Genomic DNA, 16,936 nt, shown 5'->3' on the forward strand with positions numbered 1-16,936 from the left:
TTGAGGTGGGGACCGTATTCCCCCTCTCGCGCAAAAACAACGAACCATCTATAAGCCTGCTTAACGCTGCGCATGACGTGCTGCCCTCACGATCGGGAACCACGTCATGCCTCCAGAAATCGGCCTTGGCTCCGACTATGAGCTTCAAGACCCGCTCGGCCTCTACAGTGGTTCCACCGGCCTTGGTGGAAAGCCCGCCGCGCCGCCGGCCGAGCCCAACGCACCCCCGCCACCGCCTGCCCAAGTCGATCAGTCCGCACCAGCGCAGCCGTTCGCATCGGCTGGCTCAGAGGGCGAGATCCGGCGCGGTCCGGACGGCAAGAACTACCAGTATGTTGAAACCACCGGCATGGCCGGTGCGACGGGTGCGAACGGCTGGATACCCACCAGTCAGTCGGCGCCGGCAGATGCCAAGCAGACCGCCGCACCCGCTGGAACCCCTGCGCACATCCCGGGCAATCCGGCTGCGAGCGGCATGGCACGGCTTGCGCCGCCAGATCCCGTCGCGCCCGCTGGGAAAGGCGGCCAGCTGGCTTTCGCGCATCCCGGGCAGGACCAGCTGAACCCGGCATTCCGCACGCTTCTCTCGACGACGTCGACCGATATCGGCCGCAACCTCATGCTGACGTCGGCCTATCGCTCGCCGCAGCACTCTGTCGAGGCTGCGAAAAAGGAGCCGGGCGAGCACGCGCACCGCGATGCGGCCGATATCTCCATGGCAGGCATGGACGATGCCGCGCGCGCGCAACTCGTCAGCACCCTGCAGGCGAACGGCGCGAAGCGCTTCATCACGTATTCGCACGAACCGGACATGCTGCACGTCGACATGAACTCCAAGCGTGTCTCTGCGGACAACTGGTTCATGTACGATCGGTCGCACAACAATCTCGGCCGGGCCCCGAAGTGGTTCCAGGACGTGGCCGCTGGCAGCAAGCCGCTTGCCGCCACCGGGAGCGATGACAGCGCCGGCGCATCGAGCGCCGTGGCCGCTGACGAAAACTTCAAGCCGTCCGACCCGATGGGGATCTACAGCGGCACCACGAACCCGCTGGCGCCAAAGCCGATCGAGCTCCGCCCCTTCACGGCCGGCGAGAAGCGCCCGAACGCCGATGGCAGCTATTCGACGGAGGTTTCGACCACTTTCCAGCTGCCCGACGGCCAGTGGGTCAACGTCCCGTCGCTCTGGATGGGCTCGAACGGCAAGCCTAAGCAGTTTTCGCCGACCGATGAGAAGGACATCATCGGCGCGATGACAGCCTTTGAGGCGAAGAACGGGCCGACCTTTGCCCGTTTTCCGACCGTTGGCGCAGCTGAAGAAGCCGCACAGGCTCGCTCGGCCGCCGGCGGCGCTGCAGCTGGCAATCCGCTTGGCCAGAAAGCTGCTGCTGATCCACTCCAGTCCATCTGGCAGGGCATGGATAAGAAGGAGCCCGGCCGCTACCAGGTGATCCCGGCCGCCGACTACGAAAAATGGCACAAGGATTGGGAAGCGGGCCAGTCGAGCCAGATCGTGAAGGGTTTCAAGGGCGCGCTGCTCGACCAAAACCCCGAGCTGCTCGGCAATGCCATGGAAGCCGTGGGTGTGCTGTCCGACGTCCAGAAGATGAAGGACGTCGCCGGCGTCGTGAAGGATTGGGGCAAGCAGGGCAGCTACAAGCGCCAGGCGGCCGTTGGCAGCGTGTCCGACATCCGGACGGACACATGGTCGAACATGATCAGCGATGCGGGCTCGTATGCCGCCTATTCGCTGGGCTCGGGCGTTGGCTCGATGGTTCCGAACGTTGCAGTGGGCCTTGGCGTCGGCACGGCGACCGCGAACCCGGTTGTTGGCTTCGTCGCAGGCGCCGCTGGCCCGTCGTATATCCAGAACTTGGGCGACGTCTACGGCAGCCTGCGCGACGATCCGAACATTCAAAAGCGCGTTGCTTCCGGCGACGTGACGCAGAAACAGGTTGCCGGCTGGGCAGCTGCGGCGGCCGTGCCGATGGCCGCGCTCGATTCCGTGTCGCTGGGCAAGGTTCTGAACATCGCCGGCGGCAAGGCCATCAAGGACCGCCTGGTCAAGCGCATCGCCAAGGGCATTATTGAAGGCTCGCTGACCGAAGGCACCACCGAAGCCTTGCAGCAGGTGATTTCGGAGACCGTTCAGGAGGAGCTTGGCGCCAACAAGCCGCTCGCTGACAAGATTATCTCTGTCGTCGACAACTTCATCGGCGGCGCCCTCACTGGCGGCGTCGCCGGCGGCGCGGGCCACGCCAGCCCGCACGGCGGCATCGACATGGCTCCGGGCGGTCCAGCCGACGCAGCAGCGCCGGTAGCGCCCACAGCCGGCCCCACGGCACCCGCAGCGCCTGCACCAGGCGCGAGCCCCGGTCCGACGGCTCCGGCCGCGCCTGCGACACGCAAAGGGCCTCTGGCGGCCGCCCTTGAGCATGGAGAGCGCAAGGCGATCGAGCGATCGAACCTGCCGCCTCCCCTCCCCGAGGGAGCGCCGGCGATCGGCGTCACGGTTCGCGTCGACGCGCCCGGGCTACAGCCGTTCATGGGCAAGATCGACAGCTATCAAGATGGCGAGGCCATGCTGCACGATTCCGCCAGCGGCGAAATCTACCAGATCCCGATCAGCCACCTGACGGCCATCGCGCCGTCCTACGAGGAGTTCAACAAGGCGGCCGATGCGAAAGCACCGCCGTCCGCGCCCGTGACAGCTACGCCGGCGCCGCCGATCGCCACGCCGACGGCCGAGCCGGCGGCCGAGAAGCCCGCGGGCATCCCCCTGGTGATCACGGGCGGCATGCGCGCCGAGCTCGGCAATATGGGCTACGACAACACCAGCATTCGCGAAATGACGCCTGAGATGGCGCACAGCATCCTGATGGGTCGCACCGAGCACGATGTGACCGATCCTGCATTGCGGCCGGCGTTCAAAGAGACGGCGCCCGTCACGACCGCCGAACTGCCGCCCCGAGAGGAACAGAAGCCGGCCGTACAGGCGTTCCCCGGGCCGCCTGCGCCGGGCCAGCGCGTGATCGTCGACCATCCCGGCATTCCGCGCTTCAGCGGCAAGATCGAGACCTATGAGGGCGATGACGTCGTTGTGGTCGACGACAATGGCACGTCACAGCAGGTGCCGCTGGCATCGCTCTATGTCAGCAAGCTTCAGCCCAAGCAGATTGAGGCGCAGGATCTGGCGCGCGATCCGCCGGCGGCGCGCGAAAAGCCGGTGCTCGACAAGTCGACCGATCGTGTCGTGAGCAACAAGACGATCATCTTTCCCGACACGAAGCATGCCGGTCTCTACGATCTCGGCAAGATCCGGATGGAATCGCAACGCACCATGGGTGTGTCGGTTCTCGATCGAGGCTCCGTTGCGCCGGCGGAACAGGCCAAAATTGCCGCCGAGTTCGGTGTCACGCCGGAGGCGGCCGGCCAGATGGCCGACGATTACCGCTATCGCGCCGAGCGATATGGCAAGGAGGGGCGATCGGCTCTGCCGATCAAGATGCACGCGGTCAACGATCGCCGGCTGAAGCAGTGGCAGGCGTCGGCCGCCAAGGCTGCCGGCCTCGATGTCACCGCCGGCGGCACGGATCTCTCCGCCTGGTGGGATGGCGAGCTCACGGCGGCCGGCCGGAAGGGCATCCTCGACGCGACCGGCATCAAGCGCAACGAAAGACCACTTGGCGCAACTTGGGTGCCAATTTGCGCACCAAGATCACTGAACACCGCAATGCAACCGCTGTCGCGGCGCCCACGGGTGAATTCGATCACGATTGGGTGGATGACGCCGACCGCGAACAGGCCAAGAACGATCGCATCGCGAGGGAGGCGATCGACCAGGCCGCGCACGCTGCGGCCACATCGCCACAGAACGAGCTCCCCGAGCCGACGCCGGCGCAGAAGGAGGCCGGCAACTATACCAAGGGCCACGTGCGCCTGGGCGGCATGGATATCTCGATCGAGAACCCGGAAGGCTCCGAGCGCAAGGGTGTCGACAAGAAGGGCACCGCCTGGTCGATCAAGATGAAAAGCCACTACGGCTACATCAAGGGCACGATCGGCAAGGACAAAGACCACATCGACACGTTCATCAAGCCCGGCACGGCCGAGCTCGCGGACGATGCGCCGGTGTTCGTGGTCGACCAGGTGAACCCCGATCGCCGCCTCGACGAGCACAAGGTCATGATGGGCTACGGCTCGATCGACGAGGCGAAGGCCGCGTATCAGGAGAATTATGCCAAAGGCTGGAAAGGCCTTGGCGCGATCACGCCCACCACGACGGCAGGTTTCAAGGACTGGCTGGAAAAGGGCGACACCAAGTTCCCGTTCTCGACCGACGTCGACGGCAAGCACCCGGGCATCGTCGAGGAAGTGGACGAAACGCCGGAAGTGTTCGCCGGCGGCAAGACGCCGACCACCTATGACGCGAAAAACGACAAGGTGAACTACGGCGCCGCCGGCGAGCCGTTCCCGGCCCCAGCAGCAACGCTCGACCCCGGCAAGGGGCTGGCGCTCATTTCTCAGGCTGACGCCAAGGCCCGGGTCTCTCATTGGAAGGCGATCGCCAAGAAGATCGGCAAGGACCGCGACAATTCGAAGAAGGTGATCGTCTCGCTGTTTGACGAGACTGGCTCGTGGTCGCAGCCGTGGCGCGATGCCGGCTATCAGGTGATCCAGCTGGACGCCGCGCTTGGCGACGACATCTTCTACGATTCCCCCGGCGCGATGATGGACGATATCGCCCAGCACGGCGGGACGGTCGTTGGTGTGCTCGCGGCGACCCCGTGCACCACATTCGCAGGATCTGGCGCGCGTTGGTGGGAGGAGCGGCACAACGCCGCCAGCAACGCCATGGTCGAGAAGCTGTTCGGCCCGAAAGCCGCGCAGCAGTTCGACACGCCCGTCGAGGCCAATGCCTGGATGGTGCATATGTCGGCGCTCTACGTCGACCTGATGAAGCCCAAGTTCCATGTGCTTGAGAACCCGATCGGCCGCATTGGCGAAATGACGGGCCTACCCAAGCCGCTGGTGCGCTTCGATCCGGCCGATTTCGGCGACCCCTACACCAAGCGCACCCAGCTTTGGGGCGACTTCGACGCCAATTTGCCGACCGCACCGGTTGCAGCCTCCGAAGGCTCCAAGATGCAGTCGAAGCTGCGTGGCGACAACGCGGCCGACAAGCGCGAGCGTTCCAAGACGCCGGAAGGTTTCGCCTACGCGTTCTTCATGGCGAACGATCCGGATGCGCGCGCAGCGCTGGCTGATGCTGAAAAGGCTGATCAGGCCGGAAAGCCCGAAAGCCAGATTTCGGGAAAGGCTGAAAGTGCAATTTCGGCCACGGCGCGCACTTTGCACGATCAGACGATCGTCGACGTTGCCAAGCGCGTTGTCGAGGCCAGCGGTAGCGATGTGGCCGCCCGCATGGCATCCGTCGTGCGCCATGGCGGCTCCAACGCCGAGCTGCTCGCTACTTTTGAAAAGGGTCCGGGAAAGCATGTAACCGGCGCCGGCGCCGGCAACGCGAACGGCACCGCCCGAAACGCCACGCTTCACATGCTCATGCCCGGGCCGAAGGGCGAGCGGATCAAGCCGATCGTGCGCGGCAAGCAGCTTGCCGACGCGCTGCGCGCTGCCTTCACGGATTATGAGCCGGCCGCTGGGACAATCATCGAGCAGACGCCGCTGGGCTCGATCGACAGCCGCTTTGGTTCGGAGCCAAGCTTCTACACGGCTCTGTCGACGGCCGATCGCGCAACCTTTGATGGCGCGGTGCAGGCGAACAAGGACGTGGCGCTGTTGCTTGGCGCAAAGATCGACCAGATGAAGGTTGCCGGCGACGGCGATCGCGCGCAGCGCTTGGAAGGCAAGCTGGCCGAGATCCTCGCCGCGATGGGCGTGGGCAAGAAGGCCGCAGGATCTGCGGCCACGGTCCAGCAGACCGGACGATCGCCGATCACCCCTGATATCGCCAAGGCCGCGATCGACCTCCTTAGCGAGGGCTACGATTGGGATAGTGCTGTCGAGGAAGCGAAGCGCCGCGCTCGCGGTGAAAAGCCACGTGCGGCACCCAAAACCCCGGCGCCGGCGGCGGCATCGAACGCCGAATATGTCGAGCAGCGCCAGGCGGATCTGCCCGAGGGCTATTCGTTCAAGCGCGCCGGCATCGAGACAACACTGCTTGGTCCGGACGGGAAGCGCATCGCGTTCACCGACGGCCAGAGCAAGACCATGATCGACGGGATGGTCGACACCGCGATCGAGAAGGCGAAAAGCTCGAAAGTGGCGGCCTCCGCTGATCTGCATCCGATCGCTGCTGAAAAGACCGCCCTTCGCACCTGGTTGGCAGACATGCCGCCGGCTGACTTCGCATTGCTCGCAAAGTCGTGGGGCGGTGAGGCGGAAATCAAGATGGAGGTTGGGGTCTCGTCGGACCCGAACAAGCTGAAAACCATGCTTGAGGCCGACCTCGCCACTGCGAAGGCGGCCGCCGCACAGTCACCTGCAGCCGATCGCTTCGCCGGCAACAAGCTGTTCACGGCCGATCGGGTGGAAGCTGCTCGTGCTCGCCTCAAGGCGAAGATGAACCAGGTCAACAGCGGCATCGACCCCGAGGTGCTGATCGACGGTCTGACGATCGCCGGCGCCTACATCGAGGCCGGTGTGCGCGATTTCAGCGAGTTCGCCAAGCAGATGGCATCGGACTTCGGCCCGGGCATCAAGCCGTTCCTGCTGTCGTTCTGGGAAGGCGCCCGCAACTATCCCGGTCTGGACAACGCCGGCATGACGCCGGTGGCGGCCGCGGCGAAGATCCACAGCGAGCTCAACACCACGCTTCCGGTTGAAGCGGCTGCCGCGCTGGGGTCTGAAATCAAAGCGCCGGCGCGCGCCAAGCGCTCCGGACGGCCGGAAGATCGCACGCTTAACCAAGATTGGGGCGTGGAGCACATCGACGGCTACGGCACCGATCCGAGCCGCGAAACCGGCAACGACGTGAAGGATGCCTTCCTCAAGGACGCCAGCCAGTATCTCAAGGCGGTTTCCACCGTGCTGCTCGACCAGGGCTTCACCGTGGGCACCGATGGCAAGGGCCGGCCGATGAAGGCGGTCAGCGTCAACGAAGCCGGCCCGGCTGGCTCGGGCGACGTCTCGCTGCGCCTCGATCATCCGGACACTGGCGCGCGGCTCTATGCGACCGTTGGGGCTTCCTCGCTACGGGGTACCGTGCCGACGACTGCCAGCGGAATCGCCATCATGTTCCGCGATGAGAAGCGCGGGCTTTCGGGCTCACAGAACCGCTGGGCGCCGGTGGGGCTATCGGCGGGCGAACTTGCTGCTATGATGGCCAAGGAAGCCGGGGGTGGCATCAGCGCCGCTGAAATCGCCCGTCCGTCAGTCGAGGCCCCAAATGCAGCTGCAAAACTGGAAGGCAATGGCGAAAGCGCACTGGAAGGAGCACCTTCCGGTACGGTTCAAGTCGCTCCAGGAGGCCGGGTCGCTCGACCGCGTGCTGGAGCAGGCGGCGAACCAGACCTATTTGGAAGTCAGCCAGCTGGAAGCGTCGGGCCTGTCGTCGGACGAAGCGTGGCAGATGGTGCGGGAGGAGTATCTTCTCCTGAAACCGGAGGGCGCCGAGGCACAGCCGAACCAGTCGTCGACGTCGCAGCAGATGATGCAGGCACTGGCGCAGGGCCAGCGCGAAATGCCGATCGGGTAAAACCTTCTGCCGGCACGCCGGCGGCTCTCCTTCCCACCGATTACGCTATCACGGACGCCGACGAGCTCGGCGCCGGCGGCCAGAAGGCCAAGTATCGTGGCAACGTCGCTGCGATCCGCTTGCTGCGCACCCTCGAAGCCGGCGGCCGGCTGGCCAACCGCGACGAACAGGCTGTTCTCGCCAAATGGGTCGGCTGGGGTGGCTTGCGTCCTGCGTTCGAGCGCGAGGGCGGCGAGGTCAACAAGGGCTGGGAGAAGGAAGCGGCCGAGCTCAAGGCGCTTCTGACGCCCGAGGAGTACCGCGCGGCGGAATCCTCGACCCGCAACGCTCACTACACGAGCGCCCAGGTCGTGTCGGCCATTTGGGACATCGTCAAGCAGCTGGGCTTCTCTGGCGGCCGAGTGCTCGAGCCGTCGATCGGCGCGGGCAACTTCATCGGCCTCATGCCCGGCCAGTGGCGCGATGCTGCCCGTGTCACCGGTGTCGAGCTCGACCACATCACCGGCGGTATCGCCAAAAACCTCTATCCCAAGGCCGATATTGCCACGCCTATCGGTTTTCAGGACTTTTCTACGCCCAACGGGCATTTCGATCTGGCGATCGGCAACCCGCCGTTCGGCTCCGAACGGCTGTATGACGCCGATCGGCGCGAGCTCAACAAGTTCTCGATCCACAACTTCTTCTTCGCCAAGTCGATCGACGCGCTACGGCCAGGCGGCATCCTCGCCATGGTCGTGACCAACTCCTTCCTCGACGCTGAGACGGCCACCGCACGGGCCTACATCGCCGCGCGCGCCGATCTGCTGGGCGCTATCCGCCTGCCGAACACCGCATTCCTCGATAATGCCGGCACTCAAGTCACCACCGACATCATCGTGCTGCAAAAGCGCGAGGAAGGCACCGCGGCGGCCGACCTTTCGTGGGTGCAGGCTGCATCCTACCAGGACAAGGAAGGCCGCACGGTCAAGCTCAACCAGTATTTCAAGAAGCGCCCCGAGATGATGCTCGGCGAGTTCGGCGCCTACGGGACGATGTATCGTGGCGATTCCGCTGCGCTCGTGTCGCGTCCTGATGACGATTTGCCCGAGCTGCTCCGCAACGCCATCAAGCGCTTGCCGGAACGTGTGATGCCGGCGCCTGGTTCGATCTCCGTCGAGAAGGTGGAAGTCCCGAACACTGTCGATACCGCTTCGATCGGCTCGGCATTCCTCTCGCCCGAGGGCGATGTGTTTGTGCGCAAGCCGGATTCGCTCGGCCACGCCACGGCTGAAAAGCAGACCTTCGCCAATGACGCCGCCAAAGAGCGGGTCAGCGGCATGATCCGCGTGCGTGACGCCTTCGCCAGGCTGCGCAAGGCGCAGATCGACGACAAGACCCAAGACAAGCAGCTGGACGAGCTCCGCGCCCGCCTGAACACGGTCTATGACGCATTCGCCCGCAAGCATGGCCCGATCAACGTCGACGCCAACAAGCGGCTGTTCCGTGACGATCCGACGTGGCCGCAGATCTCCGCGCTGGAAGAGAAGTTCGACAAGGGCGTTTCAGCGACTGTCGCCAAGACCACAGGCGAGGTAGCGCGCGGACCGTCGGCGCAAAAGGCACCGATCTTCACGAAGCGGACGCAGCAGCCGTACAAGCGGCCGACGTCGGCATCATCGGCCAAGGATGCGCTGGCAACGGTGCTCGCGGATCTCGGCCGCGTGGATCTCGACGCCATGCAGCGGCTGTACGGTAAGTCGGCCGACAAGATCGTCGCCGAGCTCGGCCCGCTGCTGTGGAAGACGCCTGCAGGCGCCTATGAGACGGCTGACGCGTATCTGTCGGGCAATGTGAAGGCCAAGCTGGCTGAGGCGCAGCGCGCGGCCGTCACTGACCCTGACTTCCGCCGCAATGTGGAAGCGCTCCAGAACGTCATCCCGCCTGACATCGAGGCGGTAGACATCAACGTCAAGCCGGGCTCGCCATGGGTACCGGCGACGCATGTGACCGACTTCATCAATCACATGACCGAAAAGACCGGCGGCAAGTCGTTCTATTCGAAGGCAAACGCGAAATGGGCGATCACCGTGCCGATGCCGTCGCCGGCGGCGACTGTGCAGTGGTCTACCGACCGCGCAGGCATGAGCGAGATCCTTGGCGCCGTGCTGAACGGCAGCACTGTCACGGTCTATGACCGCGATAGCGACGGCAAGACGCACCTCAACCAGCCCGCCACCGACGCGGCCAATGAGAAGGCCGAGAAGGTCAAGGCCGAGTGGAGGCGCTGGCTGTGGGAAGATGACGGCCGCCGCGACGAGCTCGCCCGGCTGTACAACGACATCTTCAACACCGACGTGCTGCGGAAGTACGACGGCGGGCACCTGAACCTGCCCGGCAAGGTGGGCGACGACATCATCGACCTTCGCCCGCACCAGAAATCATTCGTCTGGCGCAGCCTTCAGACCGGCACCGCGCTTGCCGATCACGTCGTGGGCGCCGGCAAGACGTTCGCGCTCATTGCCGCGATCATGGAGAAGCGCCGCACCGGCCAGGCGAAGAAGCCTATCCTTGTCGTTCCGAACCACCTGGTGGGCCAGTGGGCGTCGGATTTCGTGAAGCTCTACCCGGGCGCCAAGGTGCTCGCCACCACGAAGAAGGATTTCGACGCCGAGAACCGCAAGCGCCTGTTCGCCCGCATCATCACCGGCGATTGGGACGTCGTCATCGTCGCGCATTCGTCCTTTGGCCGCATCGGCGTGTCGCCAGAGTTCGAGAAGGCCTTCATCGCCAAGCAGATGACCGAGCTTGAGGCGTCCATGACCGAGCTCCGCAACGAGACGGGCGAGAAGTCCCGGAACGTCGCCCAGCTGGCGAAGTGGCGTGAAAACCTCAACAGCAAGCTTCAGCGCCTGCTCGACGCCGGCGCGAAGGACGATGGCCTGACGTTCGACGAGATGGGCATCGACGATATCTCCGTCGACGAGGCGCACGAGTTCAAGAACCTCGCCTTTGCCACCGCCATGACGCGCGTGGCCGGGCTCGGCAATCCGATGGGCAGCCAGAAGGCGGCCGATCTCTACATGAAGATCCAGAGCATCACGTCGCGCAATGGCGGCCGTGGCGTCACCTTCGCGACCGGTACGCCGCTGTCGAACACGATGGCGGAAATGTACACCGTGCAGCGCTACCTCGATCCCAAGGGCTTGGAGGCGCTCGGTGTCGCGCACTTCGACGCCTGGGCCCGGGTGTTCGGCGAAGTCGTGTCCGATTGGGAACTGTCCCCGAGCGGGCAATACAAGCTGAAAAGCCGGTTCTCGAAATTCGTCAACATGCCCGAGTTGATGAAGCGCTACCTCAGCTTTGCCGACGTCATCACCAACGATGACATCAAGGCGCAGCTGGCGGCGATCGGCAAGAAACTGCCGCTGCCGAAGGTCAAGGGCGGAAAGCCCACCAACGTCGTGGTGGAACGCAGCCGCGACCAGGCCAGCTATATCGGCGTGGGCACCAACAACCAGTATGGCAACCTTGAGTTCCCCAAGGGCTCGTTGGTGTATCGCGCCGAAAACCTGCCGAAGGGCAAGCCTGAGAAGGGCTCCGACAACATGCTGAAGGTGATGTCGGACGCGCGTAAGGCCGCGCTCGACATGCGCCTGATCGACCCGTCGTACCCTGACGTCGCTGGGAGCAAGGTGCACGTGGCGGCCGACAACATGCGGCGGCTCTATGACAAGTGGGACGCGAAGAAGGGCACGCAGCTGGTGTTCATCGACCTTTCCACCCCCAAGAAGGCCAAGGCCAAGGAAGAAGCCCGCATTCGCGAGTTGATGAAGAAGGCCGACGCCGGCGACGAGGCAGCGCAGGAGGCGATCGACAATATGTCGCCTGACGAGTTCGATGCGCTCAATGGCTCCTTCAGCGTCTACGATGACCTTCGGCAGAAGCTGCTCGATCGAGGCATCCCCGAGAGCGAAATCGCCTTCATCCACGATGCCAACACCGACGCGCAGAAGGAAGAACTGTTCGGCAAGGTCCGCTCCGGACGGGTGCGGCTGCTGTTCGGCTCGACGGCCAAGATGGGCGCCGGCACGAACGTGCAGAACCGCATGGTGGCGCTGCATCACCTCGACGCGCCTTGGCGGCCGTCCGACCTCGAACAGCGTGACGGGCGCGGCATCAGGCAGGGCAATGAGCTCTATGGCGAAGATCCCGAAGGCTTCGAGCTCGAAATCTTGCGCTATGCCACCAAGAACACGCTCGACGCGCGCCAGTGGCAGACGATCGAGGGCAAGGCCCGCTTCATCCAGCAGGTGCGCAAGGGCGGATCGAGCACGCGTGAAATCGAGGATATCGCCGGCGAAGCCTCCAACGCGGCCGAAATGAAGGCAGCTGCCAGCGGCAACCCGCTCATCCTGGAGGAGATGGATCTCCGCCAGAAGCTGCGCAAGCTGACCGACCAGGGCACCGAGCACGATCGCGAGCAGCACCGCATTCGCGGCAAGGTGAAGGACATGCGGAACGAGATCGACCGCAACGCCGTCCAGATGCCCATTGCGGAGGCCGACGCGGAAAGCGCGCGCGAGTTCTTCTCGGGCAATTTCAGCGCCACTATCGAGGGCAAAGAGTTCGAGAAGCCCGGCGCGATGGGCGCGGCGATCATTGCCGCCGGCCGCCGACTGCTCGAGGAAAAAGTCGCGACGACGGTCTTGGGCAAGATCGGCGCCTTCACGCTGGACCTTGAGCACCGCTACGGCACGTCTTTCGAGTTGACCATCGCCGGCCGCGGCGACCATGACGTGTTCATCGAAGACATCGAGCAGGCCGATCCTGTCGGCACCGGCTTAAAGGTGTCCAACACGCTCCGCCGCATGACGGCGGAACCGGAGCGGCTGGAGATCCGCACGGACGAACTCAACACGCAGATCCCGCCGCTCGAAAAGCAGCTGGGTCCGTGGGATGACGCCGAAAAGCTGACCGAGACGGCAAAGCGGCACCAGGACGTGCTGGCGCAGCTGCGCCCGAAGCCCCAGCCAGCAGCTGCACCGGTTGAGAAGGCCGCGCCTGATGATGCTGAAAAGACCCTGTCCGGTTGGGACAGCGTCGACGGAGGCACCGAGCAGCGCCGCCTGAGCACCGCAGAGCAGGACGAAATTCGCGACATCGTGCGGAAGACGTCCGGTTTGAAGGACATCACCTATCAGGAGCACATTCCGCTTCCGAACGGCGCTCCGGAGTGGGGCACGACTGGCCCGAGCTCCGCCGGCGGCTACTACACGCCGAGCCGCGATGCGATCGTGCTCGCGCTGGACAGTGCCAATCCGAAGGCGGCTTACCACGAGGCGTTCCACCGCCTGCAGGCGCTGTTCCTCACGGACGCTGAGAAAGCCGTGCTCAGGACCGAGCTTGGCCGGCTGCGCCGCATGGTGGCGAGCAACGAGGCTCGACGCGACCAGGCGGCCAGGATGAGCGCCAAGGAGATCGAGGCGGAGGCGTTCGGCCTGTGGGCGGCCGGGCTGACGAAGGTCAAGCCGCACACCGTCCTTAAGGCCGGGTGGGAGCGCATGGCGAAAATGGTTCGGCAGATCCATAATCTGCTGGCTGGTCGTGGCTTCCAGACATCGGAGGACGTTTTCGGCGCCGCGAAGGCGGGCGATATCGCCCAGCGGTTCCCCAAGGGTTTCACGGGAAGCACTGCGCCATCGTTCCAGCTTGCCTATCACGGCACCCCGCACGCCTTCGATCGGTTCTCGACGGCGAAAATCGGCACGGGCGAAGGATTTCAGTCGTTCGGCTGGGGTCTCTATTTTGCCAGCCTGAAGGACGTCGCCGAGACCTATCGCCAAATGCTTGCCCGGGACGGCGGTCAAGTTATCAAGGTCGACGTGCCCGAAAACAGCGAGCTCATGCTTTGGGATAAGCCGCTCGATGAGCAGCCTCCAGCGGTCAAGCGTGCGCTCCGCTCGATGGTTGATGTGGTGAAGAAACCGGGCATCTTCTCGCGTGAGCCGGAGAAGACGTTTCGCGCCATAACTCGGGAAGTGCTGGCGGGCAAAGACTGGCACTCGACCACCGGCGGCCAACTCTACGGGATGCTTGCGCGCCGGCTGGGCAAGGGAGACGCCAACCAGCAGGCCGCATCCAAGGCGCTGCTCCAGGCGGGCATCCCGGGCCATCGCTACCTCGATGCCGGATCTCGCGCCGACGGCGACGGCTCCTACAACTATGTGGTCTATGACGACGGCCGGGTTTCAATGCTCGACAGCGATATCGCCCTGCCTGAGAGGACGCATTTCCAAGAAAACGACGACGGCTTCGATGCAGACGCCGCCGACGCTTCCTACTCCCTGACGGAAAACCGCATCGTCAACGAGGTGAAAGGCCGGTTCACGGACTTTACCCCGTCTGCGCTGGCGGCGATTCCGCTCAACTACTTCACCGAGCTCGCTCGGCCGAGCATGACGGCCGTCGGCGAATACCTCCGCGTGAAGCGCTTCCTCGACGCCTATCGCGGCAAGAAGCATGCGGCGGCCGACGTGATCGCGCAGCAGTGGCTGAAATATGCCCGGCTGGGCCTTGGCAAGGCGGGCAAGGCAAAGGCGGCCATTCTGGCGCAGCTGATGCACGATGCCACCCTTGCGGGCGCCGATCCCTCGCAAACCGACGATGAGACTGTCAACAAGCCGGGCTACAGCGCGTTGCGGGCCACGTGGCTCTCTTTGTCGCCCGCTGGGAAAGAACTCTTCTCGACCGTGCGGGACGCCTACGTGGATCAGGCCAACGAGCTCGACAGCATCTTGCTCGACAATGTCCGCAAGGCACAGGAGATTTCGCGCCGGAAGGCTGAGGAAGCCTACAACGCCGAGATCGAGCGCATCAACGCTGCCAAGATGCAGCCTATGGCGAAGGCTGACGCGCTGCGCGAGGCGACGGAAACCTACAAGTCATCGTCCACCAGGTCGGTATGGTCCGCCAAAGCGCGGTTGACCAAGATGCGTCTGGCGTTCGAGGCAAGCCGCGTGCCCACGCCGTACTTCCCCCTCGCCCGCTTCGGCCGCTATTTCGTCACGGTCCGCGACGTCGACGGCACCGTGCTCTCCTTCTCGCGCCGGGAACGGTCGATGGACCGCGATATCCTCGCCGGCGACATGCGCGATGCCTTCCCCACGGCCAAGGTGGAAGTGGGCGTCGTGGAAAACGTCAATGAGATGCGCCAGGCCATGGATCCACGCATGGTGGCCGAGATCGAGGAGATTGTCGGCGGCGCAGGCTTCGACAGCGCCACGATGACGAACGTCATGGATCAGATCTGGCAGCGGTATTTGCAGACCATGCCGGATCTCTCCGCGCGCAAGCGGTTCATCCACCGCAAGGGCGTGCACGGCTTCGACAGTGACGCGCTGCGCTCCTTCTCGTCACATATGTTCCATGCCGGGCATCAGATGGGACGCCTGAAATATGGGCATGAGCTCCAGGAGCTCACGAACGAGGCCTCCGACCAGGCGCGCAAGTCCGATGACCCGACGAAGGGCATGACGCTCGCCAATGAGCTCCGCCTTCGCCACAAGTGGGTGATGAACCCGACGGGTAGCTCCGTCGCACAGGTGATGTCGTCGGCCGCTTTCGTCTGGTATCTCGGCGCCACGCCGGCGGCGGCGATCGTCAACATGACGCAAACGCCGATGATTGGCATTCCCGTGCTCGCTGGGAAGTACGGCGGCTTTGCCAAGGCATCCGCCGCGGTGCTGAAAGCAGCCTTCGATTCCGTCGTGGGCAAGGGCTCGGTGCAACGCGCGAACCTGACCAAGGAAGAACTGGCCGCGCTCGACAACTTCTACGAATCCGGCCTGATCGACAGGACGCAGTCGCACGATCTCGCCGGCGTAGGCGATACGGGCGTGCGCTACTCGCCGCTCAAGGCCAAGGTGATGGGCATCCTGTCATGGGCGTTCCACCGCACAGAAGTGTGGAACCGTGAGGTGACGGCGTTGGCGGCGTTCCGACTGGCCAAAGCTGCAGGCGAGGATTTCACGCAAGCGGTCGACAGCGCGCACGATCTGACCTGGAAGACGCACTTCGATTATTCCAACTCGTCACGGCCGCGCATGATGCAGAACGACTTCGCCAAGGTGGCGCTGGTGTTCCGCGCCTACAACATCAACATGCTTTATCGGGTGTTCCGCGACATCCACCAGGCGATCAAGGGCGAGACGGCGCAAGCGCGCAAGGAAGCGCGCTACCAGGCCGCCGGCGTCGTCGGCATGATGTCGCTGCTCGGCGGCGTCACGGGCGTCATCGGCTTCAACACCATGATGATGCTCGCCAGTGCCGTGCTTGGTGATGACGACGACCCGATGGACTTCGAACAGCAGTTCAAGAAGGACATGCTCGACATACTCGGCCCCCAGCTGGGCGGTGTGGTGCTCAATGGCGTGCCCGGCCACTATCTCGGCATCGACCTGACGAGCCGCATCGGCATGCCCGACCTGTGGTTCCGCTCGCCGACAAAGGATCTCCAAGGCAAGAACGAGTTCGATTATTGGGTGATGAACTCGCTGGGAGCGTCCGTGAGCATGATCGGGCAAGCGTTTCAGGGCATCAGCTTGATCGGCGAAGGCAAGGTTGAGCGCGGTGTCGAGACGATGGCGCCGAAGTGGATGCGCGACCTGATGAAGTCCTATCGCTACCTCAACGAGGGCGTCACCAACCTCAAGGGCGATGAGATCATGTCGGCCGACCAGATCAAGCCTTGGGACATCATCGCGCAGTCGATCGGCTTCACGCCGGCGAAGATCTCGGAAACCTACGATCGCAACTCGGCGCTTCAGAACGCAGAGAGCCGCGTCCAGCAGCAAAGGCAGCAGCTGGTCAACCGGTTCGCGCTGGCGAGCCGCATGGGCGACATGGACGGCCGTGCTGACGCGCTGGCGGCAATCAAGGTGTTCAACAAGGTGCCGCTGCATCGCTCGATGCCGATCACGATCGACACGCTGCACCAGTCGCTGAAAACCCGCGATAGGAACGACAAGAAGCGTGAGGACGGCGTTTTGATTGAGAACCGGCCGCTGGGAAAGAAGCTGCGGGCGATGCTGCCTGACCGGGTCTACTGAGGCGAAAAGTCCGACTTAACACCGGGTGTTAAACTGACCGAAATCCTTGACTGGCGACCATGCTAATTTTTGCTCCCTCAAATGAGGAGGCGAAAATTAGCATGGCTCCTTTCTGCTCGAACTTATCTATCGAGGG

The 16,936-nt window shown here is 64.1% G+C and carries 2 protein-coding genes; both read left to right on the forward strand.

The genetic code is table 11. The annotated features are described in order from the left end of the window. The first annotated feature begins 106 nt into the window (after nucleotides 1–106). On the forward strand, nucleotides 107–4,027 hold the full coding sequence (locus HB778_RS41790; RefSeq protein ID WP_244661671.1) for a hypothetical protein: 3,921 nt from the start codon (nucleotides 107–109) through the stop codon (nucleotides 4,025–4,027). After that, nucleotides 3,946–16,800 carry a PLxRFG domain-containing protein gene (locus HB778_RS41080; RefSeq protein WP_244662014.1) on the forward strand — a complete coding sequence of 4,285 codons (12,855 nt, stop codon included), beginning with the start codon at nucleotides 3,946–3,948 and terminating at the stop codon, nucleotides 16,798–16,800. The genes HB778_RS41790 and HB778_RS41080 overlap by 82 nt, the downstream gene beginning before the upstream one ends. Nucleotides 16,801–16,936: the final 136 nt, after the last annotated feature.

It is taken from the genome of Mesorhizobium huakuii (assembly GCF_014189455.1).
GTDB classification, from domain to species: Bacteria; Pseudomonadota; Alphaproteobacteria; order Rhizobiales; family Rhizobiaceae; genus Mesorhizobium; species Mesorhizobium huakuii_A.

Coding starts and splice junctions, on each gene's coding strand:
- HB778_RS41080 (WP_244662014.1), top strand. CDS start 3,946: ATGGATATCTCGATCGAGAACCCGGAAGGCTCCGAGCGCAAGGGTGTC.
- HB778_RS41790 (WP_244661671.1), top strand. CDS start 107: ATGCCTCCAGAAATCGGCCTTGGCTCCGACTATGAGCTTCAAGACCCG.